Source organism: Aquabacterium olei (assembly GCF_003100395.1).
GTDB lineage: Bacteria > Pseudomonadota > Gammaproteobacteria > Burkholderiales > Burkholderiaceae_C > Aquabacterium > Aquabacterium olei.
In genome coordinates this window covers 19,763-46,086 of record NZ_CP029210.1, presented here as the reverse complement: position 1 = coordinate 46,086, position 26,324 = coordinate 19,763, and the positions used below count along the sequence as shown (strand labels likewise).

Sequence of the window (26,324 nt, the reverse complement as noted above, 5' to 3'; positions counted from 1 at the left end):
GAGCAGCCCCCGATCTGCACGCCCCACCGTCCATGGCCGACATCCGCCCCCCTGTGACCCAACGCCTGCGGCTCACCATCCGCCTGTGGGTGCTGTCCGTGCGCGACATGCTGGCCTCGGCCGGCCCGGTGCTGCTGCTGGCCGGCGCGCTGCTGGCCGCCGCCTACTGGTGGCTGGATCCGCAACCGCCGCGCACCGTCACGCTGGCCACCGGCCCGGCAGGCAGTGCCTACGCCGAGTTCGGTCAGCGCTACGCCCGCGCCCTCGAACGCGACGGCATCCGCGTGCAGCTGCTCACCACCGAAGGCACGGCCGGCAACCTGCTGGCCCTGCGCGAAGGCCGCGCCGACGTGGCCTTTGTGCGCGGCGGCAGCGATGACACCGCCGCCGATGCAGACGCCGGGCTCATGTCCCTGGGGGCACTGTTCTACGAACCCGTGTGGTTGTTCTACCGCCCCGCGGCGCTGCAACGACCCGGCCGCCGCGGGCCGCCGCCCGCGTTCACCTCGCTGACCCAGCTGCGCGGCCTGCGCGTCAACATCGACCAAGCAGGCAGCGGTGTGCCCGAACTGGTGCGTCGCCTTCTGCAGGCCAACGGGCTCGACACCGGCGCGCTCACACAGCGCCAGTTCGCGCCCGAGGTGGCGGCCCAGGCACTGCTGTCCGGCAAGCTGGATGCGCTGGTGCTCGTCACCGCGCCCGAATCGCCGGTGGTGCAGCGCCTGTTGCAACAACCCGGCATCGCGCTGGCCGACCTGCCCCAGGCCGATGCCCTGGCCCGCCGCTTCCCCTTCCTGCAGACCGTCACGCTGCCACGCGGCATGGTCGACCTGGCCCGCGACCTGCCCCCGCAGGACATCGGCCTGCTGGCCGCCACCACCGCGCTGCTGACCCGCGAAGACACCCACCCCGCGCTGCGCCAGCTGTTCGCGCAGACCGCCCAGCAGCTGCACGGCGGCGCCGGCTGGTTCAACCGCGCACGCGACTTCCCCAACACCCGCACCAGCGAGCTGCCCGTCAGCCCCGAAGGCGACCGCGCCATCAACGGCACGCCGCCGTTCTGGCAGCGCTTTCTGCCCTTCTGGGCCAGCAACCTGCTCGAACGGATGTGGCTCGTCATCGGCGGCTTGATCGTGCTGCTGCTGCCGCTGTCGCGCGTGGTGCCGCCGCTGTATACCTATCGGGTGCGGCAGCGGGTGTTTCGCTGGTATGCGCGGCTGCGGCAGGTCGAGGCGCGCATGGAGGAGGGCCAGGCCGACACCACCGAACTGCTCAATGAACTGGACGAGCTCGACCGGGTGGCCGGCCAGATCACGGTGCCGCTGGCGCATGCCGACGAGCTCTATGCGCTGCGGAACAACATCGACAGCACGCGGCGGCGGTTGCTGGCAAGGGCGGCTTGAGTCCATCCGGCACGTTCGTCAAACCTCCGCTTGGGGGGGATGGCGTTCACCGAGATCGGCGCCATGCGCCCTTAAGCTCGCCGCATCCTGCTTGTTGGACTGCACGATGACCCGAATGGAAGTACCCCTGCGCACACGCGCGATCGCCCGCTCCCTGAGCGCCCTGAAGACGGCTGGCCTCACCGCCGCACTGGCCGCCGCCACCGCCTGGGGTGCCGCGAACGCCGCCACTGTTTCCGGTAGCCTCGAATTCAGCCCCTACGGCGGCGCCATGGACTTCAGCTGGCGCCCCGATCTCGCGGACCTGCAGTTCACCAGCGCACAGGTCACCTTTTCGGCACTCATGACGCCGCATCTGTTCTACATGGGGCACACCGACCCGGCCTACACGCTGCTCTATCAAGACCGCTTCGTGTACTCCTCCTGGACGGATGTCGACGGCAAGTCCTACTGGCGTGCCTACGACCAGATCGGCTACAAGCGGTTTCTTGAACGAACCTACAGTGAAACCGACAACGCCTTCCTCTCGGCTTCCATCGGCTCCCTCAGCGGCTGGGACGACGTCAAAGGCACGTTGACCACGCGGACGACCCGACTGGAGGAAATCAGCGAGACGAAAACCTTCTCAGCGTACAGGGACACGTCGACGCCCAATTCGGATGGTTTCGTAGAGGTCGTCACCCGCTACTTCGACTTCTACACCGCCGAGCACATCATCACCACGAGCAAGCGTGCACTGTCCGTCACGCTGGATCTCGACAGCGCCATGCTGGCCGAGCTGTCTGCCAACCGGTCGCTGAGCTACAGCCTCAATGGCTACCTGATCTACGACACGTCGATCCGGCTTGACTACACCGCCAGCACCATCAGCGCCGTGCCGGAGCCGGAGAGCACCACGCTGGCCTTGAGCGGGCTGTTGATGGTGGCGGGTGCGGGCGCGTGGCGGCGGCGTTCGGCGCAACGGACCTGAACGGGCGCACGGCGGTGCCGTGAAAGAATGCCGGGCCATCGGCCAAAGGCCCGGCTGCCAGCCCACGGGGGCTCATGCAGAATTCCCTGACAAGAAAACACATCAGGGAACGCTGCCATGGCAGACCACGACGACAACGGCCGGGTGGCTGTGCTGGTTGATTGCGACAACACGTCGCCCGAAATCCTGGAGTACGCGCTGCAAATGGTGGCGCAGTTCGGCCGGGTCGTCATGCGACGCGGCTACGGCAACCATCAGACCCTGGCCAACAAGTGGCAAGAGGCGCTGGTGCGCATGGCCTTCACGCCTTGTCTGCAGTACCAGTACGCATCGGGCAAGAACACCTCGGACATTGCCCTGGCGCTGGATGCGCAGGAAGCCCTGTTCGATGACCGGGCGGACACCTTCTGCCTGGTGACCAGCGATTCGGACTTCGCGTACCTGTGCCGCAAGCTGCGCGAGCGCGGTGCCAGCGTACTCATCGTCGGTGAGGCCAAGACGCCTGACGCGCTTCAGAACGCCAGCGATCGCTTCTTCCTCTGGCAGGCGCCAGAGCCACAACCCGCTGCAGAGAGCGAAGCGGGAGTGAAAGCCTTGCCTCCGGCGCCTGCGCCGGTCAAGAAGCGGCGCCCCAAAGCGTTGCTCGACGCCGTGGCGCTCATGGTGGAAAGCACCAGCGACGGCAAGGTCGGGCTGGGCGCACTGGGCCAGTACATGAAGCGCACCAACCCAAGCTTTGCGCCCAAGGTGTATGGGCACAGCACCCTGACCGACATGGTGCGCGCCTACCCGGAGTTGACGCTCACGCAGGGTGCGAACAACGGGTCGTGGGTGGCGTTGAAGCCGGCGAACGAACTTCAGAAGGCAGCAGAAAAGTGATCATCAAACACGCAGACGACAAGGCCAAGCGCCTGGCCTTGCTGGCCGAACTGAAGAAATCCGCCTTGCTGGATGCCCGCCAGCGGGAATGGCTGGACGAAGAGCTCGTGCGCGTGCGCAGGGGCATCGAAGGGGAACGCGATGCCGCCTTCTACATCGACAGCTACCTGAAGGCCAGCAAGAACAACGCCGTCATTCACGACCTGCGGCTGGAGTTCGAAGGGGAGGTGGCACAGATCGACCACCTCTTCTTCAACCGGCGGCTGGACTTCTTCCTTGTCGAGACCAAGTGCTTCAACGGCAACCTGGCCATCAACGAGCATGGTGAGTTCAGTGTCACGTACACCAACGGCCGAACCTACGGCATTGCGTCACCGGTCGAGCAAAGCAAGCGCCACGAACGCATCCTCGCAAAGCTGCTCGAGCGCCTGGAGATCACAGGCCGCCTGGGCGTGAAGCCCACCTTCCATCACCTGGTGCTGCTGCATCCCAAGGCCATCATCACGCGCCCGGCAAAAGGTATTTTCGACACCAGCCGGGTGATGAAGGCCGATGCCTTGCCCAGCTGGCACCAGAAGTGGGCCGATGAAGACGTTGGCATCGTTGACGCCTTGACCACCGTGCTCGCCATCCGCAGCAGCGACACCATCAAGGACTGGGCAGAAAAGCTCGTCCGCCAGCATCGGCCCACGAACCCGCTGACACTGCCCGATTTCATGGCCCCGAAGGTGGCTGTGGCCCCCGCCGTGGCTCAGGAGCCGACACCTGCGTACAAGCCCGCGAAGCTGGCTGCGAGCAACTCGCTGCCGGTCCACACGCCCGACGAGGGACTCAAGCGGAAGCTCGTGTGCGTGACTTGCGGATCCAAGATCACCTTCGCCGAGGGCAAGTTCTGCTGGAACAACGAGACGCGTTTCGGCGGGTTTCAGTACTGCCGTGAGCATCAGAAGACCTTGTGACGTCCCCCTGCACCTTGAGCCGGGATCCACCGCTGGTCTTCATCGTTGTCGCTCCTCGATCAGATGGGCAACGCCGGGCCGTCGCGATCCATCAAGGCGATGGCCCCACACCCGCGGGTCTCATACATGTCGACACGGTCGATCTGCGGCAGCGCACGTCGCCCCTCGGCCAGCACCCAGCGCGCCAATGAGCCCGCATCGCAGTCTTCCAGCCCGGGCAACTCGTGCAGAGGGTGGTGGTCCAGCGCCTTGAAGATGGGATTGAAGCGCTCCTTCACGTCCCCGAAATCCACCGTCCAGCCCATCACCTGATCGAGCGGCGCCGAGAGGTGCAGGCGCATCGTGTACGTGTGGCCATGGATGTGCGACAGCGGGTCATCGGCAGGCGCATTGCGCAGAAAGAGGGCGCTGTCGAGCGTCATCTCTTTCCAGATGCGGTAATCGTGGCCGTTGAAGTTGGCCCCGCACGAACCCGTCTCATACACCGTCACCCAGGACAGCTCCGGCAGCACCGCTTTCAGGCGCTGCCACAGCCAACCGGCGATCACCTCGCTGGTCGGGTTCTCCAGGCCTTCGATGGCGTTGAGGTACTTGTGATGGAGCTGGTAATGGAACGGCGCCCAGATCGCATCCAGGTGGTCGTAGTCGATCGACAGGTCTCGGCCGCCTGCATCCTGGTTGGCATGGAGGATGACCTCGAAGCCGTGGCCATGCAGGCGCCCGCACTTGTGCCCGAAAGGCACGTTGGGCAGCTTGTGGGCCGACTGAAAGCGGTAGCGTCGCCAGATGTGTGCGTGGTCGTTCGCATCCAGGTCAACGCCCTGGTCCGAGGTCGACTGAATGCCGACCTGCTCCAGGCCAGGCACCGACACCTGCAGTTGATCTCGCACCCAGCGGGCCAGGTTCTCGTCCGTCGGCACCGGCAACAGCTCGTTCAGATGGCGGTAGTCCAGTTGGGCGGTACAGGCGCCGAGCAAGCCGGCCAGTTCGCTCACATCCCCGCCGGGCCAGGGCGCCCAGCCTGCATCCAGCGAGGCCCGCACCTTGGCCGTGAAACTGTGGCCGTGCAGGCGGCGCGCGGGGTGATCGGCGGGCAGCACCCCCACCTGCCGGGCCGATTCGAAGGTCGAAGAGGCGGCGAAAAGCGTGGCGATGGACATGGTGGAGAGCCCCGAGTAAACCTTCGTCGGAAGGCGGATGAAACCCGTCAAGTATCCCTGCAAAGGGTATTCGGGCGGTGCATTGCCCTTGCCTAGAATGCGTGAAGGGAGGGGCGCGCACCGATGTGCGTGGCCGTGTTCGATGAGCCAGACCAGCCAGTACTACAACGACCACGCGACGACATTCTTCGAAGCGACCGTGGGGGTCGACATGGGGCCGCTGCACGCGCGGTTTCTGCAGAAGATCTCAGCAGGCGGGCGCATTCTGGACGCGGGGTGTGGCTCGGGGCGTGATGCCCGGTCGTTCAAGGATCGGGGTTATCAGGTCACTGCGTTCGATGCCAGCCCCGAACTGGCACGCCTCGCTTCCGAACACAGCGGCCTGCAGGTTCAGGTCGCTCACTTTCTGAGCCTGTCGGACGCCGCTCAGCTGGGTCTGCCCGCTGGTACGCTGTTCGACGGCATATGGGCCTGCGCCAGCCTGCTGCATGTGGCCGGGCGTGATCAGCCAGAAGCGTGGTCCCGTCTGTGGCAACTGCTCAAGCCGGGTGGGGTCGTCTACGCGAGCTACAAGCTCGGTGGCGGCGAGCGTGTAGACCCCGTCGGACGGTCGTTTACTGACGCCCGCGAGGACGAGCTACTCGAATGGCTGATCGAGCTGCCTGGGGTAGCGTCCAAAGAGAGCTGGGTCACTGAGGATCTAAGCTCCAGGAGCGGTACCACATGGCTCAACGCGCTTGTCAGAAAGGCAGCTTGAGCTGTCATTCCGACGGAATACTGATCCGCTTCAAATCGAGAACTTGTTGGTCGATACAAGCAACGACAGCCCTCGATGCACGTGAGCGGTGAGCGTTGCTCTAACGGCCTCCGGTGAAACTTCTCCGCGTTCCTGCTGAGCTTTCATCGCCAATAGATTCAGGTAGGTGTCTGCCGCCTCGCCCGCAAACACTCGCCAGTCGATCTCCAGCCCTCCCGCCATAGAGTGGTTCTCTGGTGGCAAGGCGTTGTCGCTTGCCATAGAGAGCATCAGCGCATGACGGCAAATGACGTTGTAGTGCTCGATCCCTGTGCGACGCTTCAGGGTGATGAGCTGCTGCTTGGCCGTCGCGCTCAGTTTGACTCGTTCAATCATGATCTTCAGGCGGCGAGAGGCAGTTCGACTTCTGCAATGGAAGACGCCCTGCGCGCGTCAGAGAACTCGATGACAAAGGCCTTCGAGGTGTATTTCTGCATGGCCTCGTAAACCGAGCCTTCGACCTCTTCGTCTGTCGAGAGAACCATCACTTGGTGGGAAACCTTGGCAAAGAATCGTTTGATCAACGCCTCTCGGTGCGACCGGTCCAGACGTGCGAGCGGCGTGTCGACCACCACGGGGAACTGGCCCCTGCGCTCGCGGATCAGTGCACTGAGCACGGCAATGGCCAGGAGCTGACGCTCGCCGGCAGAAAGCCGTTCCATCGGCAGCTGCTTGTTGTGCCCGCCGACGATGGTCACGTCGTAGGTGTCCGGGTCCACCCGAACCTCTTTGACAAGCATCTGTTTGCGCATCAATGCGCGGAACTCTTCAGTGATCTTGTCAGACAGCCACCGTGCCTTCGACGCCAAAAGCTTGTCTTTGAAGACCGCCAGGACGGCCCGCGTACGCTGAGCCGCGGCGAGGGCCTTCATGTCCAGCGCTTCGCCCTGAAAGTCCTTGCTCATCCGTTGTCGGGCAGCGTTTGTGCGCAAGGTCACATGCGCAAGCATGGACTCTTGCTCGTCCAGCTGTTTGAGCAAGTAATTGCGCCGCTCTTCGGCACGGGCTTGCTCGTCCGACTTCTGCTTCAGGTCAGCAAGAATATCGGCCAGTTGATCGCCCTCGGGAATTGCGGCCACTTGCCGCTCCATGTCAGCGAGCTTTTGTTTTGCAGAAGCCAATCGCTTGCGTGCGCTCTTATGCCTTTGGTCCGCGGACTTGATGGCACTGTCCAGGCTTTCGGGGTCTGGCGCTGGCATGAGGAAGGTGGGACGCCCGGCAGCCCTCCTGTAGCGTTCGTTGTCCTGCGCCAAAGCTTGCTGCACCAGGGTCAACGCCTTATCGTTGATACCGCCGCGCAGGTCTTTTAGCAGCCGGCGGTCCCGACGCTCAATCTCGGTCAACAAGTGCTTTGCCGCACGAGTGTCCTGCTCAGCCGTCCATTGATCCTTGTAATGCGCCCACATGGAGCCGAGTAACGCCAAGGGTGCGAAGGGATCCGCCAGGGCCTCACGTACTGCCTGGGCCGCTGCATTCACTTCGGCGCGCGCCGCTTGCTCCGCCGCCTTGATGTCCGCAGCCTTCTCATACGCTAGCAATCCAGAGCGCTCGGCATGAAGGGTGGCACCCTCGTATGCTTCTTTCGCCTTATGAAGTTGTTCCTCCGCCCCCGGTAGGGTCTGCTTCAACACGTCCACTGCAGATTGCACAGCGTTTTGCTGCTGCTCCAGCTGTTCAAGCTCAGCCTTGGCGATCTCGTAGTCCCCGCTGTTTTTCTTGGCGCTCAGCATCGTGCGTCGCTCAACGGCGATGAGATCGCGGCTCAGTGTGTCGATGCCACCGATACCGAGAAAGGCTTCCGTCGCGCTCCGAAGCATGCCTGGCAGCGTCTTTGGGTTCGCCAGTGCTTCGATCTTTTCGCCGTCGAACAAGAACAACTGCAAGAGCTCCGACGGCAAGATCCGATCTAAGTATTCGTGCCACTCATCGGTAAGCGTTTGGTCTTCTTGCCCATCCTTGGTGACCGTCAGGCGCTCTTGAAGCTTGGCGCCCAGGATCCATTCGCGACTGACCGTGATCTGATCGCTCGCTCCGTTGGTCTCGATCACAAGGTCCAAGTCGATGCGCGCAGGTCCGGACGCATCTTCACGATGCAAACCGCGGATGAGCGCTTCGAACTCCGAAGTTCTGCCATTCCCAATTGCTTTGGCGCCATAGAGCGCGACCTGCAAGCAAGTCAGCAACGTGGTCTTGCCGCTTCCGTTCAACGCGTTGACCAGCACGATCGGCTTGGTCGCTCGCACGGTGAGCTCCAAATACTGCCGATCAAGATAAGGGCCGAGGTTCTGAATCCCGATGCCTTTAAACGTAACCTTTGCCATGGGGGTTCAGCTCAAGAGGGGGTTGACTGCGGTGATGGGAATGACCTTCACGTCTGAATGTTCGCTCGCGGCTTCCTCTTCGACCTCATACGCCGCTTGCGGCTCACCCACCTTCGCACTGTCGTCCTTCAGGTGGGTCTTCGCGAACTCCAGAGCATCCACCTCGTCCACAAAGGCGAAGTTCTTTAGAACGGCTTCCAGCTCGTCCAGTTGCCCAGACCGATTGCGGCTCTGCAGGCCCCGAAAACTGGCCGCGAGCAGCGTCCGCGTGAGCTTATAGAGCTCGTCCGCGCGCTGATGCAACACGGCCTCATCGTCAACAGGCAGCCGATCTCCCGCCCACTCCGTCGCCACCTCCTTGAGTAGACCCAAATCATTGGGATCAAGCGGCATCACATCCAACTCTTGCCCGGGATAGGACTCGCCGTACACCTCTTCGTAGACGCGCGGCAGCAGATCTTCGATCTCGCCCTTCTCCACAACCCATTGACGACGAATCTCTTCGAGCTCGTCCAACTGCACGAGCTGAAGACCGGACACCCCCCAATCGGGCATGGCCTCTTGCACCTGGCGTTGCGTGCGCAGGAGCTCACGAAGCAGCTCCACGCGGCGCTCTTGCGTGTAAGGACCGTGAACCAACCGATCGTTCATCAGGATGATGCGCCCGTTCATGCGCCGGAAGTCACGCAGGTGGCGATCCTCGACCGCCAAGAAGCGGTCACGGAAATCCATGATCGGCTGCATCCAGGCCTTGTCCTGATCGTTCTGAATCATCGCGGCCATGGACTTGTCTTGCGCGACCATTGTGCAGACGTAGCACCCGAAGCGGCTGTCGCCGCAGCTCGGCGTGGATTTGTCAACAACGATGGGACACTCCGCGTCAGGGGTTGCGCCGCGGTAGATGTCGAACAGATCTTGGTTGTCGATGCCCCAAGGATTGGGATTCTCGATGATGTATTCCCAGACGTCATCACTGCCCCATGTTTCGATGGGCAGATAGACCCACACGCGGGACAGCTTGGGATCCTTATTGCGGCTCAGGCGATCACGCGTACTCTGCTGATAGTTGTCGATGACCTTGTCGCGGACAGCGCTCTCGCCACGACGCTGCCCCAGCACCAAGATGGCTTCGCCGTTTGCTTCAGACAGTTCTTGGATGAACTTTGTGGATGCGCTGATCTTGAGGCGATCTGTGCACCAACGGAACTTCGCACGGGGGGCAGGGTACCCCTTACCGATGAGGTTGACCCAGAAGCGGTTGCCAAGGTCCGGCGTCAAGCGCTTTGGGATGATTCTGAGTCCCTGCTGGTGCGCTGCCAGCTCCATCCGCTTGAGCGAAAGCTCCACCCACATGGCAATGACAGGGTTCTCGACCAACGTGTCAGTGCTGATCACATAAATCGGCTTGAAGCGGCGCGTCTCTTCCGGGAGCGCCGAGATGGCGTTCCAGATGAGCTGCAAGGAAGCGGTGGAATCCTTGCCACCGCTGTAACCCACGATCCATGGCAATGGATCGGAAAGGAACAGCTCTTGTACTTCTTTGATAATTTGATCTGGGTTCTGCGCCATGGCTTACCTCTTGGTGCTCTTTTTGGCCGGGGCACGAGATGCCATCCAGGCGTCTTCAGCGACTTGCTCGTCAGGCGTGAGAGTCAGGCCCAGAACGCGCTTGATTTCGTTGGTGGTCAAGGTGACATTCAGCCCAGATTTGGACATCGAGCCGCCAACCATGGCCCGACCTTCCCAGACCTGTGCATTGCTACGCGACCAGTCAACCTTGCGCAAGCGCTGCAGTCGTTTCCTCACCTCTTTGGGATGCTGCTCGTATAGGCACCTCCCGGCACGACCGAGCGCTTGAAGCACGATGGCGTGGCAGTGGATGAAGTCCTTCCGAACCTCCCCGGCCGTCATCTTCGCCTCCCTGACGTAGGTCCACTCAGGGATCTGTTCACACACGGTCTCCCAATATTCCTGGCTTCGCTGAGAGGCGTGTGGGAAGTCTTCTAGGATCGGCTCGGGCAAAAGGTCAAGCGTCGCGTAGTGCAACGCGCTGAGCGTAAACAGTCGCCTGGACCTCGCAGAGAGCGTGGAACGCTCCGTCTCCACCAAGTTCTTGAAAACAGGAGACGTCAGGCTAAGGTGCTTCGCGACCTTCGCGGCAGCATTGCGGTGGTCATAGAGAATGCCTAGAGAAGCTGACGGCTTCACTGCGTGCCGATTGAGGTCGGCAAACATCTGCTGACAGCGATGCAACCCACGGTCGATGAAGAACACAACCGCGATGGTCTCGTCGCCTAGTTCAGGTGCAGTTTGAAGAGCCTGCTCGATCGCGGCGCGGCGGTGCTGGCCATCATTGATGATGAACCGAGCTTCCATCGGTACCGTCAATGTTCCCACTCGGAAAGACGTGTCCGCGTCGTCCCCGACAGGCTGGAAGCTCACGTCGCCATCGACCGAAGCAGTGATGGCGGAAAAGGTGTAGTCGCGCTTGTTTTCGACGATGTAGCGCGCGATCTCAGGGACGCGACTCTTGTTGAGGGTGCGCTGGGCACGTAGCTCCGGCTGCAGCTCTTCATCGTCAAACTGGAAGAGTCGTGGCAGCAGCCGCAGAGGGCACATGGACACGTAGTACTCGCGACCCGCTTGAAGGCCGCGGATCGCCGGGAACGTGTAGGCGAAGGTGTTGGACTTGGCGCTCGTACGCATGTTTGCATTCTCTCATGCAAACATGCGCACACGTCACTGCCGGTTAATGTCGAAGATCTATGACTACCTCACCACGCTCGCCGCACAGCGCTCGCTCAACGGCGCTCACGATCTCAGTACAGATCCGATCGATGGCACGCTGTGCCAAAGCCGAGTCTTTAGGCGCTGTTCTCACGGTATCCGAAACTAAACTTCGCGAAACGCCGAGGAGCCTGCTTCGTCCAAAGTGGAGGTGTAACTCATGCTCCACATGCTGTAAGGCTCTACGCCTGGACTCGGGCGGGATGTCGGAGAGCTCCTGCCTGATCCGAAACAGCAAGAACGAGACGTCGCTGTCGCACAACGACTCCACACCGAGCTTGCTCAATGCAACGCGAAAGGATCCACCCGAGCTGAAATGCGAAGCCCATCTAGATACCGCGATACTTTCTGTTACTCCGATATAAAGGTACTTCTGAGCAGATATCACATATATCTGATGATCGCCTTCAGCAGTCACTACAAACCCGGCTCTTTCAGGCATTTCCGAAAAGATCCTGATTGTTAGAGCACCAAGTATCAAGATTGGATGAAAGCACCTTCTTAAACTTCGACAGAACGGCCTCGATCTCTTCCGGAGGTAATTTCATATGCTCGAGCGTGAAAGCTTCACCAACAGCGGCGCACCACAATAGCCCTTCAATTGACTGACGAGCAGCTGCATCTTCGCTCATACTAGACAACACAGTGCGATAAAAACTGTGATTGGTGTTAATCCGGACGAAAGTCCCTTCACTCGCATCCTCTCCCATTTCCCAAAGCGTGAGGCCAACTTTGTCTGAGTATCGAACTCGCTGAAAAAGGGGGACGTTGCTATCGACTACCTGTTCAGGAGGGTCTTCAACCTCCCCCTGCTGCGACAGTTTCTCCCGTGTTCTTTTTGCCAGCTCGTTTCGCCGCCTCCTAGCTTCCGCTTTGTCATCTGCCGCTCTCGGCCCCTCCTCGTCTTGCGGGGCGAGGTCTTGGTTTCTTACGTTAAAAGGTTGTCCTTCCTCTGAAGCGAGGATTTCGTCGCATCGCTTGCGCACGTCTTCCATTTCTCGGAGTGGGATGCGAAGCTCTTTCTCTATTCTCGAGTAAACGTCTTCGGGAACAAACAGGTTCTGCTTCGAGACATCCACGTGAAGAATGTCGTCGTGTGCCGTCGTAGTTCGAAGTCGCGCACGAACAAGAAGGTCATCTTTACCGACAAGTCCATCAAGGTCATCTGCCCAGCGAATAAGGCGATCGTTTCTGTAGATAAAAAATCCCTTATTCTTGCGCGAAACATCATAAGAAAGAATCTGCGACCGCTGCTCCGGACTTAGCGCGGGATTAGTGTGCATCTTTCGTGGCGGAAATATAACGACTTCCAACCTCAACGGATCGACGGCCGGGTCGTCGGAAACAGGCAGTTCTATATCCTTGCGAAGGATAGGCTGAAGACAATCATATCGATCTTTATCAAACTCGGATATGCATTTATCTCGGTGCAGAATGTCGCGCGAGGTGACCTTTACTGCAGGTCTACCGGAAGAGTGAATATAGATCTCTAACGGGGACTCTTTCTTATCCAAAAAATATGCATAAGTCACTCCCAGGCGCTCTGCAAGCAAATCGATCGTTTTCTTTGCTGAATCGTGATTTTTATCCTGACACCCGGATACCTCTACAGCGGTTCCGCTATCACCTGTTAATACTGCGGATGCAAAGTCGAGAAAAGAGCCTTCGTCAAGCAGGTCCACTATATAGTCTTCTTGGAGTTTCCGCTTATCCACGGAAGCGACTCGCGTAATTGATCCGCCCTTCTTACTTACAATTGATATGCAGGGCCCCAAGGAGAAACCAGCGGACTTCAACCCGAACCCGTATTTTGAAAGGCTGTTTTCCGGATAATCTTGCAGCGAGCCAATGTCCAAGGCGCTACACAGCCTCTCCTCATCCATGCCGCAACCGTTATCTATAACCTTTACCGACAACACGTTGGACTTATCCGAAAAAGTTTTCGTATCTTCCAGCTCAAAATATATATCGACCTTTGTAGAGCCCGCAGATACCGAGTTATCAACGATATCCATAATTGCGGACGCATTCGTATATCCAATCGCAGCGATCGCATCACAGATACGACCAGCAAGCATTTTCCGCTTAATCGATTCTTTTGCCATAATCAGCCTTATATTTTGAGAAGATGGTAATTTTTAGACAGAACACGCGCCAAAAAAACCACTGCGCGACATCGCGAGACATCGAAACGAGAGGGAAGCATAGCGTGCACCGAGCGTGGAGACCTAAGCCCAACGGCCGATACGCCGTCAGCTAAACCAACAGACAGTCCACCGTCTCGGCACACCATTTGCCACCCCCAGGGGCTTCCCTCCCGGAGCCCCCTCCATGCCCACCCGCGCCCCCTCCGCTGCCTCCTTGTCCCCCCGCGTGAGCATCGTCGTGCTCACCCACAACCGTCCCACCGAGCTCGCGCGCATGCTTCAGCACCTGGCCTCGCTGCCCGAGCAGCCGCCCGTCATCGTCGTCGACAACGCCTCCAGCCCGGCGGTCGATCCCACCCGCATCCCCGGTTGGGGCCAGGCCCGGCTGGTGCTCTGCCCGCGCAACGAAGGCGCAGCCGGCCGCAACCGGGGCGTGGCCGAGGTCACCACGCCCTACGTGGCCTTCTGCGACGACGACACCTGGTGGGAGCCCGGCGCCCTGGCCACCGCCACCATCCTGCTCGATGCCGACCCGCGCGTGGTGGCCCTGTCGGCCCGCGTGCTGGTGGGGCCCGACAACCGCTTCGACCCGGCCTGCGAGGCCATGGCCCGCAGCCCCGTCACGCCGCCGCCCGGGCCGCCCTTGCCTGGCCCCGCGCTGGTCAGCTTCATGGCCGGCGCGGTGGTGATGCGCACCGACGCGTTTCGTGCGGTGGGCGGCTACGAACCCCGCTTCTTCCTCGGGGCCGAAGAGGTGTTGATGGCGCTCGACCTCGCCGCCCGCGGCGGCTGGATCGTCTACGCGCCCGAGGTCGTCACGCACCACCACCCGTCGGCCGCACGCGATGCCAGCCACCGGCGCCTCGTCACCCTGCGCAACCGGCTGTGGATTCCATGGCTGCGCCTGCCGCTGCGCTGGGCGCTGAGCGAATCCCGCCAGATCCTGCGCGAGGCGCGGGCCGCCCGCCTCGTCGGCCCGGTGCTGCGCGAGGCGCTGCGCACGCTGCCCTGGGTGCTGGCCGAGCGCCGCCCCGTGCCGCCCGATGTGCTGCGGCGCTGGCTCGAGGTCTATCGCCCGCATGCGCTGCGGCCTGCGCCCGCCTGTCTGGACGACGAGCATGCGGTGTCGTCCACGCCGATGCCGCATCCCCTGAACAACCGCCCCCGCTGAGCAAGGAACCACGATGACGCTGACGATGACCCGGCCTGCGCACACCGCCACGCCCGACGTGCCGGCCGCCATCCCGCCCGGGCCCCCGCTGCCCGACTTCGCGCAGATCGAACCCATCGGCCGCTGCAATCTGGCCTGCCGCATGTGCACCGTCAACGACCGCGGTGACGTGGTGACCGAGATGCCGCTGGCGCAGTTCACCGCCATCCTCGACCAGCTGCCCACGCTCAAGCGCCTGCACCTGCAGGGCCTGGGCGAGCCCATGCTGCACCCCCAGTTCTTCGACATGGTCGAGCTGGCGGCCCAGCGCGGCATCGAGGTCTCCACCAACTCCAACCTCACGCTGCTGACCGAGGCCCGCGCCTGGCGCTGCGTGACCAGCGGGCTGGCTTCGCTGTCGGTCTCGCTCGATGGCGCCACCGCGCCGGTGTACGAGGCCGTTCGCCGCGGCGCTTCGTTCGACAAGGTAATGCGCAACCTCGACCGCCTGGTGGCCGCCCGCAACGCCACGGCCAGCCCGCTGCACGTGCGGGGCGTGATGGTGCTGATGCGCGCCAACCTGCCCGAACTGCCGGCGCTGATCCGCCTGCTGCACGGCCATGGCGTGCGCGAACTGCTGGTGCAGCGCCTCTCGAGCGACCTGACCCAGCCCGATCTGCCCGCCCGCTACATCCCCATCCGCCGCTACTGCGACACCGCCGAGCTCACGCCCGACGACCTGCCGCACGCCAACGCGGTGTTCGCTGACGCCCGTGCCCTGGCGGCCGCGCTGGGCTTCACGCTGCACCTGCCCCGCCTGACGCCACCGCCCGCGCAGCCCACCGGCCCGAAATGCAACTGGCCCTCCGAGCAGCTCTACCTCACCGCGGCCGGCGAGATGCTGCCCTGCTGCATGGTTGCCACCGCCGACCGCGCCACGCTGGGCAATGTGTTCGGCACACCGAATGGCGCCGCCGCACCCGATGTGCCAGGCGTGTGGGCCGGCCCCGTGGCCACCGCCTTCCGCACCGCGCTGGCCAGCGACACGCCGCCCGCCGTGTGCCAGTCGTGCGCGCTGTACCGCGGCACCTTCTAGCCCGCCGCCCGATGCGAGGACAATCGGCGGCTTCCTGTGCCGCCCTTGCCTCGCCGTGCCCATCCCTCTGCAGCCCCTGCTTGACGCCATCGCCGCCCTGCCGGCCGCCCCCACCGAGGCCCAGCGCCTGTTTCACGGCCGCGGCGGCGCCCACCCGGGGTGCGAACAGTGGGCGCTCGACGCCTACCCGCCGGTCTTTCTGCTGACCAGCTACCAGCCCGCCACCGACGACGAACTGGCCACGCTGCAGGCCGCGCTGGCCGCACGCTGGGCCGCCATCGCCCCGGGCGAGCCGCTCAACCTGGTCTTCCAGCACCGCGACGAGGTGCGCGCCGACACGCGCCTGCTGTGCGGCACCGTGCCCGATCCCCACGTGGTGACGGAGCAGGGCGCGCGCTTCAAGGTGCACCTGCTGCGCGCCATGAACCACGGCCTCTTCCTCGACATGGCCGAGGGCCGCCGCTGGGTGCGCGAGCACGTGGCCCAGGCGGTCGCCACCCGGCCGCGCTTCAAGGTGCTCAACCTGTTTGCCTACACGTGTGCGTTCTCGGTGGTGGCCCTGCAGGCGGGCGCGGCGCAGGTGGTCAACGTCGACATGGCCGCCGGGGCGCTCAACACCGGCAAGCAGAACCACCAGCTCAACGGGCTGGGCAAGGACGCGAGCTTTCTGCCGCACGACATCTTCAGCTCGTGGGGCAAGATCGGCCGCGGGGGCCCGTACGACCTCATCGTGCTCGACCCGCCCACCTACCAGAAGGGCAGCTTCGTGGCCGAAAAGGACTACGCCCGCCTGGTGCGCCGCCTGCCCGATCTGCTGATGCCGGGGGGCCACGCCATGCTGTGCCTGAACTCGCCCAAGCTGGGCCCGGGCTTTCTGCAGGACCTGGTGGCCGCCGAGGCACCCGAGCTGATCCTCGAAGGCCGGCTGCCCAATCCGCCCGCTTTCGTGGACGTGGCGCCCGACCGGGCACTGAAAGTGCTCCTCTATCGCAGCCCCACAGCGTAGCCCAAGCCGGCCGGTTCGTGACAAAAAGCCCTGCGCGGCCACTGACGCAAATAAGTTGCAGCGCCGAGGCCCCGGTTTGGGCATGATGGAAGCGGGTTTCCTGAGCTTCAGACAAGGAAGGCGCCATGATCCGGTTCAGCAATGTTTCGACGGACAGTGACCAGCCCATCGCCCCGGCCCGCCTGTACGAAGGGCACTGGCGGCATCGGCTCCATCCCTACGGGGACGAGTTGCTGTGCCGGGTGGTCTTCGACATCGCGGAGCCCCGCGTGGTCGCGGCCCAGGTGATCGAGCACAGCCTGCCCGAAGACCTCGGCATGACGGCCTTGGAAGACCTGACCACCCGCCTGGTCGAGTCCGAGGTGCACCGCCAGCCCGCCGCCTGGGGTCTGGCCCCGTGCGACACCATGCCCACCTGGGCCACCCCCACCTTCAGCGAAAGCCAGATCGACGAACTGCAGCGCCTGGAGGGCTACCTCATCGAGGCCTCGGAAGAGACCATCGACGACATCCTCGAGTTGCGCGACGAGTTCCTGCGGGCCATCGGCATGACGCCGCACGACGCCTGCAAGGCCCTGCGCGAAGCCAAGAACGCCCACGGCCCCCGCAAGAACGGGCGTTATCTGGTGAGCTGACGCTCACACCGGCAGCGCCGTGCGGTCGACCACGCGGCGCAGCACGAAACTGGTGTGCACCCCGGTCACGCCCTCGATGCGCGTGATCTGGTTGAGCAGCAGGTGCTGGTATGCGTCCATGTCGCGCACCACCACCTTGAGCTGGTAATCCGCCTGCTGCCCCGTGATCAGCAGGCATTCCAGCACTTCCGGGATGTCGCGGATCACCGCCTCGAGCGACTGGAATCGCTCGGGCGTGTGCTTGTCCATCGAGATCCCGATGAGCGCCATCAGCGTCAGGCCCAGCTTGCGCGCATCCACCATGGCGCGGTAACCGGTGATCAGCCCGGCTTCCTCCAGCATCCGCACCCGGCGCAGGCAGGGCGACGGCGACAGGCCGATGCGCTCGGCCAGGTCCTGGTTGCTGATGCGACCTTCCGTCTGCAGGATGGCGAGGATCTGCCGGTCGTGGCGGGTCAGTTCGGTGATCATGCCGTTTCTCCGATTGATGGCGCAATTTTCTGCCAAAACCAGGGCGAAGAGGGCACGAAATAGGCAGCCTATTCCAAGGCAGGCCACATAAGATTCTTCCCATCGACGAACGCCCCTCGCATCAGAACAAAGGCCCCGCCATGCTCGCCCACCCGCAGACCAAGTACACCCCGTTCAAGCCCGTCGGCTTGACCGACCGCACCTGGCCGAACCAGGTCATCAGCAAGCCGCCGATCTGGATGAGCACCGACCTGCGCGACGGCAACCAGTCGCTCTTCGAGCCCATGAACGGCGAGAAGAAGCTGCGCATGTTCCAGACCTTGTGCGCCATCGGCCTCAAGGAGATCGAGGTGGCCTTCCCCTCGGCCTCGGACACCGATTTCGGCTTCGTGCGCAAGCTCATCGAAGAACAGCTCATCCCGGCAGACGTCACCATCGAGGTGCTGACGCAGGCGCGCGAGCACCTGATCCGCCGCACGATGGAGTCGGTACGCGGCGCGAAGAAGGCCATCGTCCACGTCTACAACGCCACCTCCAAGCCCTTCCGCAACATCGTCTTCAACATGACGCGCGACGAGGTGCGCGAGATGGCCGTGGCCGGCGTGAAGCTGGTGCGCGAGATCGCCGCCACCATGCCCGAGACCGAGATCCAGCTCGAGTACAGCCCCGAGACCTTCACCGGCACCGAACTCGACTTCGCGCTCGAAGTGTGCGACGCCGTGACCGAGGCCTGGGGCGCCACACCGGCTCGCAAGGTGATCCTCAACCTGCCGACCACGGTGGAGCTCACCACGCCCAATGTGTATGCCGACCAGATCGAGTGGATGCACCGCCACCTGGCCCGCCGCGACAGCGTGATCCTGAGCCTGCACCCGCACAACGACCGCGGCACCGCCGTGGCCGCCGCCGAACTCGGCCTGATGGCCGGCGCCGACCGCGTCGAGGGCTGCCTCTTCGGCAACGGCGAGCGCACCGGCAACGTCGACCTCGTGACCCTCGCCCTGAACCTCTACACCCAGGGCGTGCACCCGGGGCTGGATTTCTCCGACATCCAGTCCGTGGTGCGCACCGCAGAGCACTGTACCCAGCTGCCCGTTCACCCACGGCACCCTTACGCGGGTGACCTGGTCTTCACAGCCTTCTCGGGGTCCCACCAGGACGCGATCAAGAAGGGCTTCGCCGCTCAAAAGGCTGGCGAGTTGTGGAACGTTCCTTACCTCCCGATTGACCCGGCCGACCTCGGGCGCAGCTACGACTCGGTGATCCGCGTCAACAGCCAATCGGGCAAGGGTGGGGTGGCCTACCTGCTGGAAACCGACCATGGCGTGGTGATGTCGCGCCGCATGCAGATCGAGTTCTCGGCCGTGGTGCAGGAGGTCGCCGACCAGCAGGGCGGTGAGCTGAGCTCGGCCGACATCTGGCAGCTCTTTGGCCGGACCTACCTTGGTGAAGGCACGCACCCGGTGCGCTACATCGGCCACCGCGTGGCCGAGCAGGACGGCGGCGAGACCATCGAGCTGACCGTGCAGATCGACGGCCAGGAACAGCGCCTGACCGGCCACGGCAACGGCCCGATCCACGCGGCGGTGCAGGCCTTCAAGTCGGCCGGCATCGACGTGGAGGTGCACGGCTTCGAGGAACGCGCCATGGCCTCGGCCCAGGACGACGGCAGCGCCCGCGCCTGCGCCATCATCGAAGTGGGGGTGGGGGGCCGCTCGACCTTCGGGGCCGGCGTGGATGCGAACACCACCAAGGCGTCGATCCAGGCGCTGTGCAACGGGGTGGGGCGCGCCCGGCGCTGAACGGCCGCCCCGGTCGGCACGCGATCAGGGAGCGGACCGGGCCTGGGCCATCATGTCTGGCCGCTTCTGAAGCTCGGCCACGACGTCCTCGATGACTTCACGGCCGAAGCCCATCTGCGCCGCCAGTTGCACACGGCCGTCCGGATGGATGCGGGCATTCATGTGTCCCACGCCCAGCGTGCGTTCAAGCAGCAAGACCTTCTTGCCGGTGCCAAGGTCCCAGGCATGAACCTGTGCACCCATCGTGCCTTCTTTGGCAATCAGCACCGGTCCGTTCGCGGTGTTCATCCAGTCGACACGCCAGAAGTAGTGGGTGGGATTGGGTGAACCGTCTGGCTGGAAGGTCGACTCGTATGACACCGATTGATCACAGATGTTGATCAACGCATTCTTGCGACGGCAACCCGAGTAGGCATAGGCATTCTTCCCACTGCTGTTGATGCTGATGGGTACCATCTTGCCGGTCGACACATTCATCAACGCGTAATCGCTGGCGTCAGCCAGTCCCACCATCTTGCCAATGCTCAGCAGCCCAGCCAGCGGAGAGGCACGCTCCTCGGCCGTGTCTTTTTCCAGCAGGAGCCAGCCCGTGGTGCTGATGTTGCCCCGCTGCAGCGGGGCAGGGTACCAGCCGTTCGGAATATTGATCTGCTGAACACCTTCCCCGGCAACGTAACGGAAGCCCACGGAGTCGCGCAGCACCAGCACCCCGTCGGTCAAGGGGAAGAACAACTCACCCGCCAGGGTCTTGCCCGTCACCGATGTGAAGACCCACTGGTTGCCCTGTTGGGTGACCTGCCCGACCGTGACAGCCTCAGCCGGCGACTTCAGATTCGCGATCTTGACTGCAACACGATCGCCCGTGCCCACCGTGTAGGCGACCCGCCCCTGGCGCGCATCGATGACAAAGCGGCTGGTCCGCCCCTCGGGATCAGCAAATCGCTGCCCATCGAAGGTAATGCCATCGCGCAGGAAAACGACTTCGTTGACCACCTTCTGGTGCTGCTGCACCACGCGCATTTTCTGGCGAAGATCCGACTCACTGATCGCAGGCTGAGCCACGGGTTGCGCAGCGGGCTGGTACTGGTAGGCCGGCTGAACGGGTGCCGGCGCAAATGACGGCGCCGCCGCTGCGGGGGGCACCAGGTTCCTCATCGCCCGCACGCGCTGAAGGATCCGTGCTTCATCCTCCGGACTCAGCTCCTTGCCTACGGTCTTGTACTTTGCTCGCATCTCGTCGAGCAACATCATTTCCTCGGCGGTCACATTCTGTGCCCACACCCCGTGTGCAGCCACGGCACACAACAGCGCCATCATGGTCCTCTTCATCGCATTCCTCCTGGGATCGGGAGCATGCTAGTTCGGCAACCGGGCGTCGGCCCATCGGCCAGATGGTGCATGTCCAGGATCAAAGAGGCCGCCTGCGAGACATTCATCACGAATGAAAAAGGCCGGCATGAAGCCGGCCTCTTTGTTGACGCAGGGCTGATCAGGCCTTGGGGGCCGAGGCCGCCGGAGCGCCGAGCGGTTGCAGCAGCTGGTGCACCTTCTCGGGTGCGGTCACATAGGCCGTGATCCAGGCCAGCACCAGCACGGCCAGCACGATCCAGGGCCAGCGGCTCTTCTTGTCGGCATACGGGTCCATCAGCGCACGGTCGGCGCCTTCCGGCAGGCGGGCCGTCTGCGTGAGCGCCGTGCCGAATGCGATGTTGATGCGCGCACGGGTGTTGATGGCCCAGCCGTTGGCATCCAGGATGGGGCCCAGGTTGCGGTTGCGCAGCTTGAAGTAGGCCATGGCCATGGCCGGGCCCGAGATCAGCAGCATCAGACCCAGCAGCGCCAGCGGCATCTGCCAGGGTTTGAGGCCGATGAAGCCCGTGACCACCGAAGCCAGCGCCGTGCCGATGGCACCCACCGCCAGGCCCAGGGCCGCGAAGATACCGGCAAACTTGGCCACATCGAAGGCCGCGGGCGGCTGGGCGGGCGCCGGGCCAGCGGCGGGCACGGTGGTGACCTTGTCACCGGCCTTGATCACCGATTGCGTGGCCAGGTCGTCGGCAGCCTTGGCCTTGGCAGCAGCGAACTTCTGGGCCTGTTCGCCAATCAGCCGCACCACCTTCTTGTAAGGCGACCAGAAGGCCTGGCGGATGCTGATGGGGTGGTCCACGATCTTGGTGATGGTGGCGTCCCAGTCGCGGCCCTCGCGGTCGTAGAACACGCCGTTGCGGCCGACCATGAGCTGGTCGGAATCGCCGGCTGTGACGGCGGCGGCGATGCTCAGCTTCTGGCCCGCACGGGTGCAGTCCACATAGACGAGGTACACGCCCGAGAGCGTGGCCAGCGCCGCATGACGGGCCGGATCGAGCACCTTCACGCACAGGTCGCAGCTGCGGCCGTCGATGTAGAGCGTGCCGGCCTGGAAGCTGGCCTTGTCGCGCCGGGTGTAGAAATCGGTGAAGGACACGAAGTTGTTCGCCAGGCGGGCCAGGTCGCGCACGAAGCGCACCAGCCGTTCCACGTCGGCAATCAGCGCAGCCTGTTCGGCAGCGGCTTCGTCCTGGTCCAGCAGGGCGCCGAGGCGGGCGTGGGCATCGCCAGCCACGAGGGCGGCCAGGGCGTCAGCATCCACGGCTTCGAGTGCGGTGGCCGGCTTGGCGGCCAGCCAGGCTTCGCGCGGGGCAAACCGCGCCTTGAGTTGCGCCCAATCGGCTTCGCTCAGTTCCGTTCGGGCGCCCAGCAAGGGGGCCACCACCTGATCGCGCAGGGCGGCCACGGCATCGGCCCAGGCGGGGTTCAGCCCACCGGCCAGCGACAGCGCCGCACCGCTTTGCACATAGGCCAGGGGCAGCGCGGCCACGTCGGCGTCGCTCGCACCGGCCAGCACCTGGGCGCCGATGCGCTTGAGGTCGTCTTCGCTGCCGTTGAGCAGGCCACCGGCGCGCGGGTCGAAGGCCGCCAGGCGGCAGCGCATGAAGAAGTCGTCGACCTTGGCGCGCACGGCCTGCAGCGCGGCGTGCGCAGCCTCGGTGTCGGCGCCCAGCGGTTGCAGCTCGGCCTTGGCCCCGGGCTCGGCACGCCAGGCCACCAGCGCACGGGCTTCATCAAAGAAACGGGTGAGGGCGTCGCGGTCGATGCCGGCCTCGCCGCTGCGATCGGGCTTGCCACCCAGTTGCGCCACGATGGTGCCGATGGCGGCCGTCAGCGTCTCGTCCTGGCCCACGGCCGTGACCACGCCATCGCCATTGAAGGCCATGCCACCGTAGATGCGGGCCACGTCGGCGCAGTCATCCACGGTCAATGTGGTGGCATCGGCCTTGCCCAGGCTGGCCAGGATGCCGCGCGCCGAGGCCAGCAGCTTGCGGCCGTCATCGTGGCTGTCGTCGATGTCGGCCAGCTTCAAGGCGCCGCCCTGAATCAGCGTGTCGGCCGACTTCAGGCGGGTGGCCGCCCAGTCGATCGCGCCGATCAGCTCGGGTGCGCGCACGTGCCCGTCGTGGTCGGCGTCGATCAGCGCCAGCGTGCGCGGGTCGAACTCGACGCCCTGGGTCGGGCACGACAGCGCCACCCACAGCTTCTGGTCGAGCTGGGCCAGGTTCAGCAGGTCGGCACCGGTGTCCAGGCGGACCTGGTCGAAGCCGCCGGCACGGAAGAAACGCCAGCGGTGCAGGGGGGTCTTGGAAGGCAACAGCATGTAAGCCAGCCTACCATGGGGCCCCTCCATTCGCCCCCTGCGGCAGCCGCCCGGACGGGGGTGGCGGGTCAGCCAGCGTGGGAAGGCGGGCACGCTTTCAGGGCACCGCCTTGGCCTGAAACCTGCTTGCCCGGGCCGCGCGAGTAGAAGCGTTCAGCCGCGCCAGGCTTGCCACATCACGGCCGGCCCGAAGCGGTGGGTCATTGCTCCGGAAGTGGCAGCGCCTTGCGCCTGCCGTGTCCCTCACGACCTGGAGCCCCGACATGAATCCTTCTTCGTCCACCCCGTACGCACTCGATGAACTGCAACGCGAGGCCCGCATGGGCGGTCTGGGCGAAACCCGCGCCCGCGAGATCCGCCGCATCGACCTGACGGACTTCGAACAACGCCGCGCCGAGATCGCCGACCAGCTGTGGGCTGCTGCGGTGGAGGTCGGCTTCTTCCAGCTGGTGCACCATGGCATCGCGCTCGAGGACATCGAGCAGGCCTTCGACACCGCCGAGCGCTTCTTTGCCCTGCCCGACGGCGTGAAGGCGCAGTACCCGCTGCAGAAGGGCCGCAATGCCGGCTGGGAAAGCCGTGCGCAGGTGCGCCCCTCCACCGGCACACCGGATCAGAAAGAGAGCTACCAGATCACCCGGCCCCACATGGCCCCGCTGTGGCCCACCGAGGCCGAGCTGCCTGGTTTCCAGGCCACCATGCTGGCGTTCGAGCGGCAGTGCTGGACGCTGGCCATGCAGGTGCTCTCGTGCTTCGCCGACAAGCTGGGCTTCGAGCCCGAGTTCTTCACGCGCGCGCACGAGCCGTCCGTGCCGGCCTACCAGAGCACGCTGCGCCTGCTGCACTACTTCGCCATCCCGCCCGATCAGCGCGACGCCGCCGGCCTGTGGCGGGCCGGCGCCCACACCGACTTCGACTGCCTGACCCTGCTGTTCCAGCGTGAGGGTCAGGGCGGGCTGCAGGTGTGCCCCGGCAAGGAAGCCGATGGCCAGGTCTGGACGGAAGTGGCGCCGGCCGAAGGCGTCATCACGTGCAACATCGGCGACATGCTCATGCGCTGGAGTGACGACGTGCTGCCGTCCAACTTCCACCGCGTGCGCAACCCGCGGCCCGACGAATACCAGGGCGCCCGCTACAGCCTGGCCTTCTTCGCGCAGGCCAACCGCGATGTGGTGATCCAGGGGCCGCGTCAGGTTCACCCGCCGATCACCGCAGCGGACTACCTGGCTCAGCGCGTGAGCGCCAACTTCGCCCGATACTGACGACGCCCCACGACGAGGTGCAGCGGGAAGGCGGCAAACGCCCCCAGGCCGATGAGCCAGTGCACGCGCACGGTCAAGTCGCGTGCCTCCTCGGCGCCGTAATACAGCAGCAGCCCGCTGAGCATCAGCACGGCCATCACGGTCAGCATCGCCACGCCGGTGGCCCGGTTGCGGCGGGCATGCCACGCGCCCCGCACGTGCCCCGGCAGCACCGAGCCAAGCACCACCAGCGCGAAAGCCGCGCTCACCCCGTGCCACACCAGCATGCTGTGCGCCGAGAGCTCACCCAGGTCGAGCCCCGCCTCGCGCTTGAGCAGAAAGCCCAGGCCCGACACGGCGCACACGGTGAAGATGGTGTGCGTGGAGAGGCGCTGCCAGCGAGGCAACATCCCGATGCGGCTGCGTTTGTGGTGACTCATGGCAGGCAGGAAGCAGGAGAGAGGACCACGGCGTGGGCGCCGTACGTGGCAAGACACGGGTGATGGGGGTCGCGCGCCAGGGCCAGCACCTTGGTGAGCGCGTCGGCCACGGCGCAGCGCGGCGCGACGACGGTGTAGCTCTGGCGAGCGTTCACGGCCGTGCCGGTGCGCGGATCAACCAGGGCCGAGACTTCATGACCGTCCACACTGCGGCGGGAGTAGTAGGTGGCCGACGTGGCACATGCCCCATCGCGCAGGGTGCCCGCATGGCGCAGGTGTTCCGGCTCGGCCGGGTCACGCAGCCAGATGTCTTCCTCGGCCTCGCCGAACACCCGCAGGTCACCGCCCGCGTTGACGACGCCGCCCTTCACACCCGCTGTCTGCAACGCCGTCACTGCCTGGTCCACCGCGTAGCCCTTGGCAATGCCGCCGAGGTCGATCTGCACGGGTGCGCGGCTGCGAACACGGTGGCCCGACCGCATCTCCAGGTTGGCAATGGAAGATGCCGACACCGCGGCGACCGCGGATGGCAGCATGCCCCATCGGGCCAGGTGTGGTGCCACACCACAATCGAACAGCCCGCCCGACGCACGGTGCACCTCGCATGCGAGGGTCAGCACCTCGTGGGTCCACGGGTCGACCTGGATCGTCTCGCCCGGGTGCAGGCGGTTGATGCGGCTCACATCCGAATCGGGATTGAAGACGGACATGCAGCGCTGCACCCGCTCGATGTGCGCAAAGGCGGTGGACAGCGCCGCGTCCGAGGCGCCCTCGCCCAGCCGGATCTCGACATAGGTGCCGAGACAGGGCCGACAGGCCTTCACTTCAGGCCCTTGAGCACCAGCTCGTGCATGACCATCAGGCGCTTGACCCCATCGGTCAGGTGCTTGCACGACAGCGTGGCGCCCGAGATGTTCTGGATGTCCTTGTTGAGCTTCAGGTTCGACGCGCTGGTCTTGCCGACGAACTGGTTGCGCCAGCTGGCCTCGCCCACTTCGTAGCCGTAGGACTCGACGTACTCCATGATCTCGATGCCCTTGATGGTGCCGTCGGCGTGGATGGCCAGCGCGTACTTCACCATCTCGTGCTTGCCCACCACCTCGTCGACGATGAACCAGTCGCCCTTGGCCGTGCGCCACACACGCACGCCGCGGAAAGGTTCGCGCACGGAAGACAGTTCGCGCATGCGTTCACGCTGGGCTTCGGTCAGCGCGATCGGGGTCTGCACCAGCTTCTCGCCGGGATACAGCCGCTTCTGCGTGTCTTCCACGCTCACATAGATCTTCGCGTGGGCGATGGCAGGCGCCACGATCGCCGCCACGGGGATCAGCGCCAGCGTGGCGGATGGTTTCCATTGCATCATGGGCCTC

At 64.2% G+C, this 26,324-nt stretch carries 23 protein-coding genes; 11 read left to right on the top strand and 12 right to left on the bottom strand.

Translation table 11 applies throughout. From position 1 onward, the window contains the following. Positions 1-32 precede the first annotated feature (32 nt). The 4 genes from DEH84_RS00185 (at position 33) to DEH84_RS00170 (ending at position 4,211) form a co-directional block, all read left to right on the top strand. Positions 33-1,403, top strand: coding sequence for a TAXI family TRAP transporter solute-binding subunit (locus tag DEH84_RS00185; protein ID WP_109033758.1), 1,371 nt, complete (start codon positions 33-35; stop codon positions 1,401-1,403). A 115-nt stretch (positions 1,404-1,518) separates the two neighbouring features. Beyond that, the gene (locus DEH84_RS00180) at positions 1,519-2,373 is read left to right on the top strand and encodes a hypothetical protein (RefSeq protein ID WP_109033757.1); all 855 of its coding nucleotides are present in this window, start codon (positions 1,519-1,521) and stop codon (positions 2,371-2,373) included. 117 nt (positions 2,374-2,490) lie between these two features. After that, the gene (locus DEH84_RS00175) at positions 2,491-3,252 is read left to right on the top strand and encodes an NYN domain-containing protein (RefSeq protein ID WP_109033756.1); all 762 of its coding nucleotides are present in this window, start codon (positions 2,491-2,493) and stop codon (positions 3,250-3,252) included. Next, positions 3,249-4,211, top strand: coding sequence for a nuclease-related domain-containing protein (locus tag DEH84_RS00170; protein ID WP_109033755.1), 963 nt, complete (start codon positions 3,249-3,251; stop codon positions 4,209-4,211). The genes DEH84_RS00175 and DEH84_RS00170 overlap by 4 nt, the downstream gene beginning before the upstream one ends. A 59-nt stretch (positions 4,212-4,270) precedes the next feature. Here DEH84_RS00170 and DEH84_RS00165 read toward each other — a convergent pair whose 3' ends face one another. Next, positions 4,271-5,371 carry a 6-pyruvoyl trahydropterin synthase family protein gene (locus DEH84_RS00165; protein ID WP_109033754.1) on the bottom strand — a complete coding sequence of 367 codons (1,101 nt, stop codon included), beginning with the start codon at positions 5,369-5,371 and terminating at the stop codon, positions 4,271-4,273. A 142-nt stretch (positions 5,372-5,513) separates the two neighbouring features. On the opposite strand from DEH84_RS00165, the gene DEH84_RS00160 reads away from it, so the two are divergent. After that, positions 5,514-6,128 carry a class I SAM-dependent methyltransferase gene (locus DEH84_RS00160; protein ID WP_109033753.1) on the top strand — a complete coding sequence of 205 codons (615 nt, stop codon included), beginning with the start codon at positions 5,514-5,516 and terminating at the stop codon, positions 6,126-6,128. Positions 6,129-6,158: 30 nt separating this feature from the next. On the opposite strand, the gene dndE is transcribed toward DEH84_RS00160, so the two are convergent. The 5 genes from dndE to DEH84_RS00130 all read right to left on the bottom strand — a co-directional run bounded on the left by dndE (position 6,159) and on the right by DEH84_RS00130 (position 13,380). Further along, the gene (dndE, locus tag DEH84_RS00155; protein ID WP_109033752.1) at positions 6,159-6,503 is read right to left on the bottom strand and encodes a DNA sulfur modification protein DndE; all 345 of its coding nucleotides are present in this window, start codon (positions 6,501-6,503) and stop codon (positions 6,159-6,161) included. A gap of 5 nt (positions 6,504-6,508) precedes the next feature. Continuing rightward, a complete protein-coding gene (gene dndD, locus DEH84_RS00150; protein WP_109033751.1) occupies positions 6,509-8,488 on the bottom strand; it encodes a DNA sulfur modification protein DndD in 1,980 nt (659 codons plus the stop codon). 6 nt (positions 8,489-8,494) lie between these two features. After that, entirely contained in the window at positions 8,495-10,057 is a 1,563-nt protein-coding gene (gene dndC / locus DEH84_RS00145; RefSeq protein WP_109033750.1) for a DNA phosphorothioation system sulfurtransferase DndC, read from the bottom strand. Positions 10,058-10,060: 3 nt separating this feature from the next. Beyond that, positions 10,061-11,194 carry a DNA sulfur modification protein DndB gene (dndB, locus tag DEH84_RS00140; RefSeq protein ID WP_109033749.1) on the bottom strand — a complete coding sequence of 378 codons (1,134 nt, stop codon included), beginning with the start codon at positions 11,192-11,194 and terminating at the stop codon, positions 10,061-10,063. A 515-nt stretch (positions 11,195-11,709) separates the two neighbouring features. Continuing rightward, complete coding sequence (locus tag DEH84_RS00130; protein ID WP_109033747.1) at positions 11,710-13,380, bottom strand: ATP-binding protein; 1,671 nt, start codon at positions 13,378-13,380, stop codon at positions 11,710-11,712. A gap of 226 nt (positions 13,381-13,606) precedes the next feature. On the opposite strand from DEH84_RS00130, the gene DEH84_RS00125 reads away from it, so the two are divergent. The 4 genes from DEH84_RS00125 (at position 13,607) to DEH84_RS00110 (ending at position 17,309) form a co-directional block, all read left to right on the top strand. Continuing rightward, the gene (locus DEH84_RS00125; RefSeq protein WP_109033746.1) at positions 13,607-14,593 is read left to right on the top strand and encodes a glycosyltransferase family 2 protein; all 987 of its coding nucleotides are present in this window, start codon (positions 13,607-13,609) and stop codon (positions 14,591-14,593) included. A gap of 13 nt (positions 14,594-14,606) precedes the next feature. After that, the gene (locus DEH84_RS00120; protein WP_245932637.1) at positions 14,607-15,668 is read left to right on the top strand and encodes a radical SAM protein; all 1,062 of its coding nucleotides are present in this window, start codon (positions 14,607-14,609) and stop codon (positions 15,666-15,668) included. A gap of 67 nt (positions 15,669-15,735) precedes the next feature. After that, complete coding sequence (locus DEH84_RS00115; RefSeq protein WP_109038116.1) at positions 15,736-16,674, top strand: class I SAM-dependent methyltransferase; 939 nt, start codon at positions 15,736-15,738, stop codon at positions 16,672-16,674. Between the two features lie 125 nt (positions 16,675-16,799). Further along, the gene (locus DEH84_RS00110) at positions 16,800-17,309 is read left to right on the top strand and encodes a hypothetical protein (protein WP_109033745.1); all 510 of its coding nucleotides are present in this window, start codon (positions 16,800-16,802) and stop codon (positions 17,307-17,309) included. A gap of 3 nt (positions 17,310-17,312) precedes the next feature. Here DEH84_RS00110 and DEH84_RS00105 read toward each other — a convergent pair whose 3' ends face one another. Beyond that, a complete protein-coding gene (locus DEH84_RS00105; RefSeq protein WP_109033744.1) occupies positions 17,313-17,780 on the bottom strand; it encodes an Lrp/AsnC family transcriptional regulator in 468 nt (155 codons plus the stop codon). A gap of 140 nt (positions 17,781-17,920) precedes the next feature. Between DEH84_RS00105 and leuA the strand changes: the two genes are divergently transcribed. Then, positions 17,921-19,582, top strand: a complete 1,662-nt coding sequence (gene leuA, locus DEH84_RS00100; RefSeq protein WP_109033743.1) for a 2-isopropylmalate synthase — start codon at positions 17,921-17,923, stop codon at positions 19,580-19,582. 24 nt (positions 19,583-19,606) lie between these two features. Here the strand turns inward: leuA and DEH84_RS00095 are convergent, their stop codons facing one another. Together DEH84_RS00095 and DEH84_RS00090 are read right to left on the bottom strand one after the other, a co-directional pair. After that, positions 19,607-20,911 carry a hypothetical protein gene (locus DEH84_RS00095; protein ID WP_159098783.1) on the bottom strand — a complete coding sequence of 435 codons (1,305 nt, stop codon included), beginning with the start codon at positions 20,909-20,911 and terminating at the stop codon, positions 19,607-19,609. A 160-nt stretch (positions 20,912-21,071) separates the two neighbouring features. After that, the gene (locus DEH84_RS00090; RefSeq protein WP_109033741.1) at positions 21,072-23,273 is read right to left on the bottom strand and encodes a hypothetical protein; all 2,202 of its coding nucleotides are present in this window, start codon (positions 23,271-23,273) and stop codon (positions 21,072-21,074) included. 263 nt (positions 23,274-23,536) lie between these two features. Between DEH84_RS00090 and DEH84_RS00085 the strand changes: the two genes are divergently transcribed. Further along, positions 23,537-24,535: an isopenicillin N synthase family dioxygenase gene (locus DEH84_RS00085; protein WP_109033740.1), complete on the top strand. Its 999-nt coding sequence runs from the start codon at positions 23,537-23,539 to the stop codon at positions 24,533-24,535. Here DEH84_RS00085 and DEH84_RS00080 read toward each other — a convergent pair. From DEH84_RS00080 to DEH84_RS00070, 3 genes are read right to left on the bottom strand one after another with little or no spacing between them, the layout of a single operon-like run. Beyond that, positions 24,502-24,954: a hypothetical protein gene (locus DEH84_RS00080; RefSeq protein ID WP_159098782.1), complete on the bottom strand. Its 453-nt coding sequence runs from the start codon at positions 24,952-24,954 to the stop codon at positions 24,502-24,504. The genes DEH84_RS00085 and DEH84_RS00080 overlap by 34 nt on opposite strands. Continuing rightward, complete coding sequence (locus DEH84_RS00075; protein WP_159098781.1) at positions 24,951-25,778, bottom strand: FAD:protein FMN transferase; 828 nt, start codon at positions 25,776-25,778, stop codon at positions 24,951-24,953. Before DEH84_RS00075 ends, DEH84_RS00080 begins: the two co-directional genes overlap by 4 nt. Then, complete coding sequence (locus DEH84_RS00070) at positions 25,775-26,314, bottom strand: FMN-binding protein (RefSeq protein ID WP_109038115.1); 540 nt, start codon at positions 26,312-26,314, stop codon at positions 25,775-25,777. Before DEH84_RS00070 ends, DEH84_RS00075 begins: the two co-directional genes overlap by 4 nt. Between the last annotated feature and the right edge of the window lie 10 nt (positions 26,315-26,324).

Coding starts and splice junctions, on each gene's coding strand:
- DEH84_RS00185 (WP_109033758.1), top strand. CDS start 33: ATGGCCGACATCCGCCCCCCTGTGACCCAACGCCTGCGGCTCACCATC.
- DEH84_RS00180 (WP_109033757.1), top strand. CDS start 1,519: ATGGAAGTACCCCTGCGCACACGCGCGATCGCCCGCTCCCTGAGCGCC.
- DEH84_RS00175 (WP_109033756.1), top strand. CDS start 2,491: ATGGCAGACCACGACGACAACGGCCGGGTGGCTGTGCTGGTTGATTGC.
- DEH84_RS00165 (WP_109033754.1), bottom strand. CDS start 5,371: ATGTCCATCGCCACGCTTTTCGCCGCCTCTTCGACCTTCGAATCGGCC.
- DEH84_RS00160 (WP_109033753.1), top strand. CDS start 5,514: ATGAGCCAGACCAGCCAGTACTACAACGACCACGCGACGACATTCTTC.
- dndE (WP_109033752.1), bottom strand. CDS start 6,503: ATGATTGAACGAGTCAAACTGAGCGCGACGGCCAAGCAGCAGCTCATC.
- dndD (WP_109033751.1), bottom strand. CDS start 8,488: ATGGCAAAGGTTACGTTTAAAGGCATCGGGATTCAGAACCTCGGCCCT.
- dndC (WP_109033750.1), bottom strand. CDS start 10,057: ATGGCGCAGAACCCAGATCAAATTATCAAAGAAGTACAAGAGCTGTTC.
- dndB (WP_109033749.1), bottom strand. CDS start 11,194: ATGCGTACGAGCGCCAAGTCCAACACCTTCGCCTACACGTTCCCGGCG.
- DEH84_RS00130 (WP_109033747.1), bottom strand. CDS start 13,380: ATGGCAAAAGAATCGATTAAGCGGAAAATGCTTGCTGGTCGTATCTGT.
- DEH84_RS00125 (WP_109033746.1), top strand. CDS start 13,607: ATGCCCACCCGCGCCCCCTCCGCTGCCTCCTTGTCCCCCCGCGTGAGC.
- DEH84_RS00120 (WP_245932637.1), top strand. CDS start 14,607: ATGACGCTGACGATGACCCGGCCTGCGCACACCGCCACGCCCGACGTG.
- DEH84_RS00110 (WP_109033745.1), top strand. CDS start 16,800: ATGATCCGGTTCAGCAATGTTTCGACGGACAGTGACCAGCCCATCGCC.
- DEH84_RS00105 (WP_109033744.1), bottom strand. CDS start 17,780: ATGATCACCGAACTGACCCGCCACGACCGGCAGATCCTCGCCATCCTG.
- leuA (WP_109033743.1), top strand. CDS start 17,921: ATGCTCGCCCACCCGCAGACCAAGTACACCCCGTTCAAGCCCGTCGGC.
- DEH84_RS00095 (WP_159098783.1), bottom strand. CDS start 20,911: ATGAAGAGGACCATGATGGCGCTGTTGTGTGCCGTGGCTGCACACGGG.
- DEH84_RS00090 (WP_109033741.1), bottom strand. CDS start 23,273: ATGCTGTTGCCTTCCAAGACCCCCCTGCACCGCTGGCGTTTCTTCCGT.
- DEH84_RS00085 (WP_109033740.1), top strand. CDS start 23,537: ATGAATCCTTCTTCGTCCACCCCGTACGCACTCGATGAACTGCAACGC.
- DEH84_RS00080 (WP_159098782.1), bottom strand. CDS start 24,954: ATGAGTCACCACAAACGCAGCCGCATCGGGATGTTGCCTCGCTGGCAG.
- DEH84_RS00070 (WP_109038115.1), bottom strand. CDS start 26,314: ATGCAATGGAAACCATCCGCCACGCTGGCGCTGATCCCCGTGGCGGCG.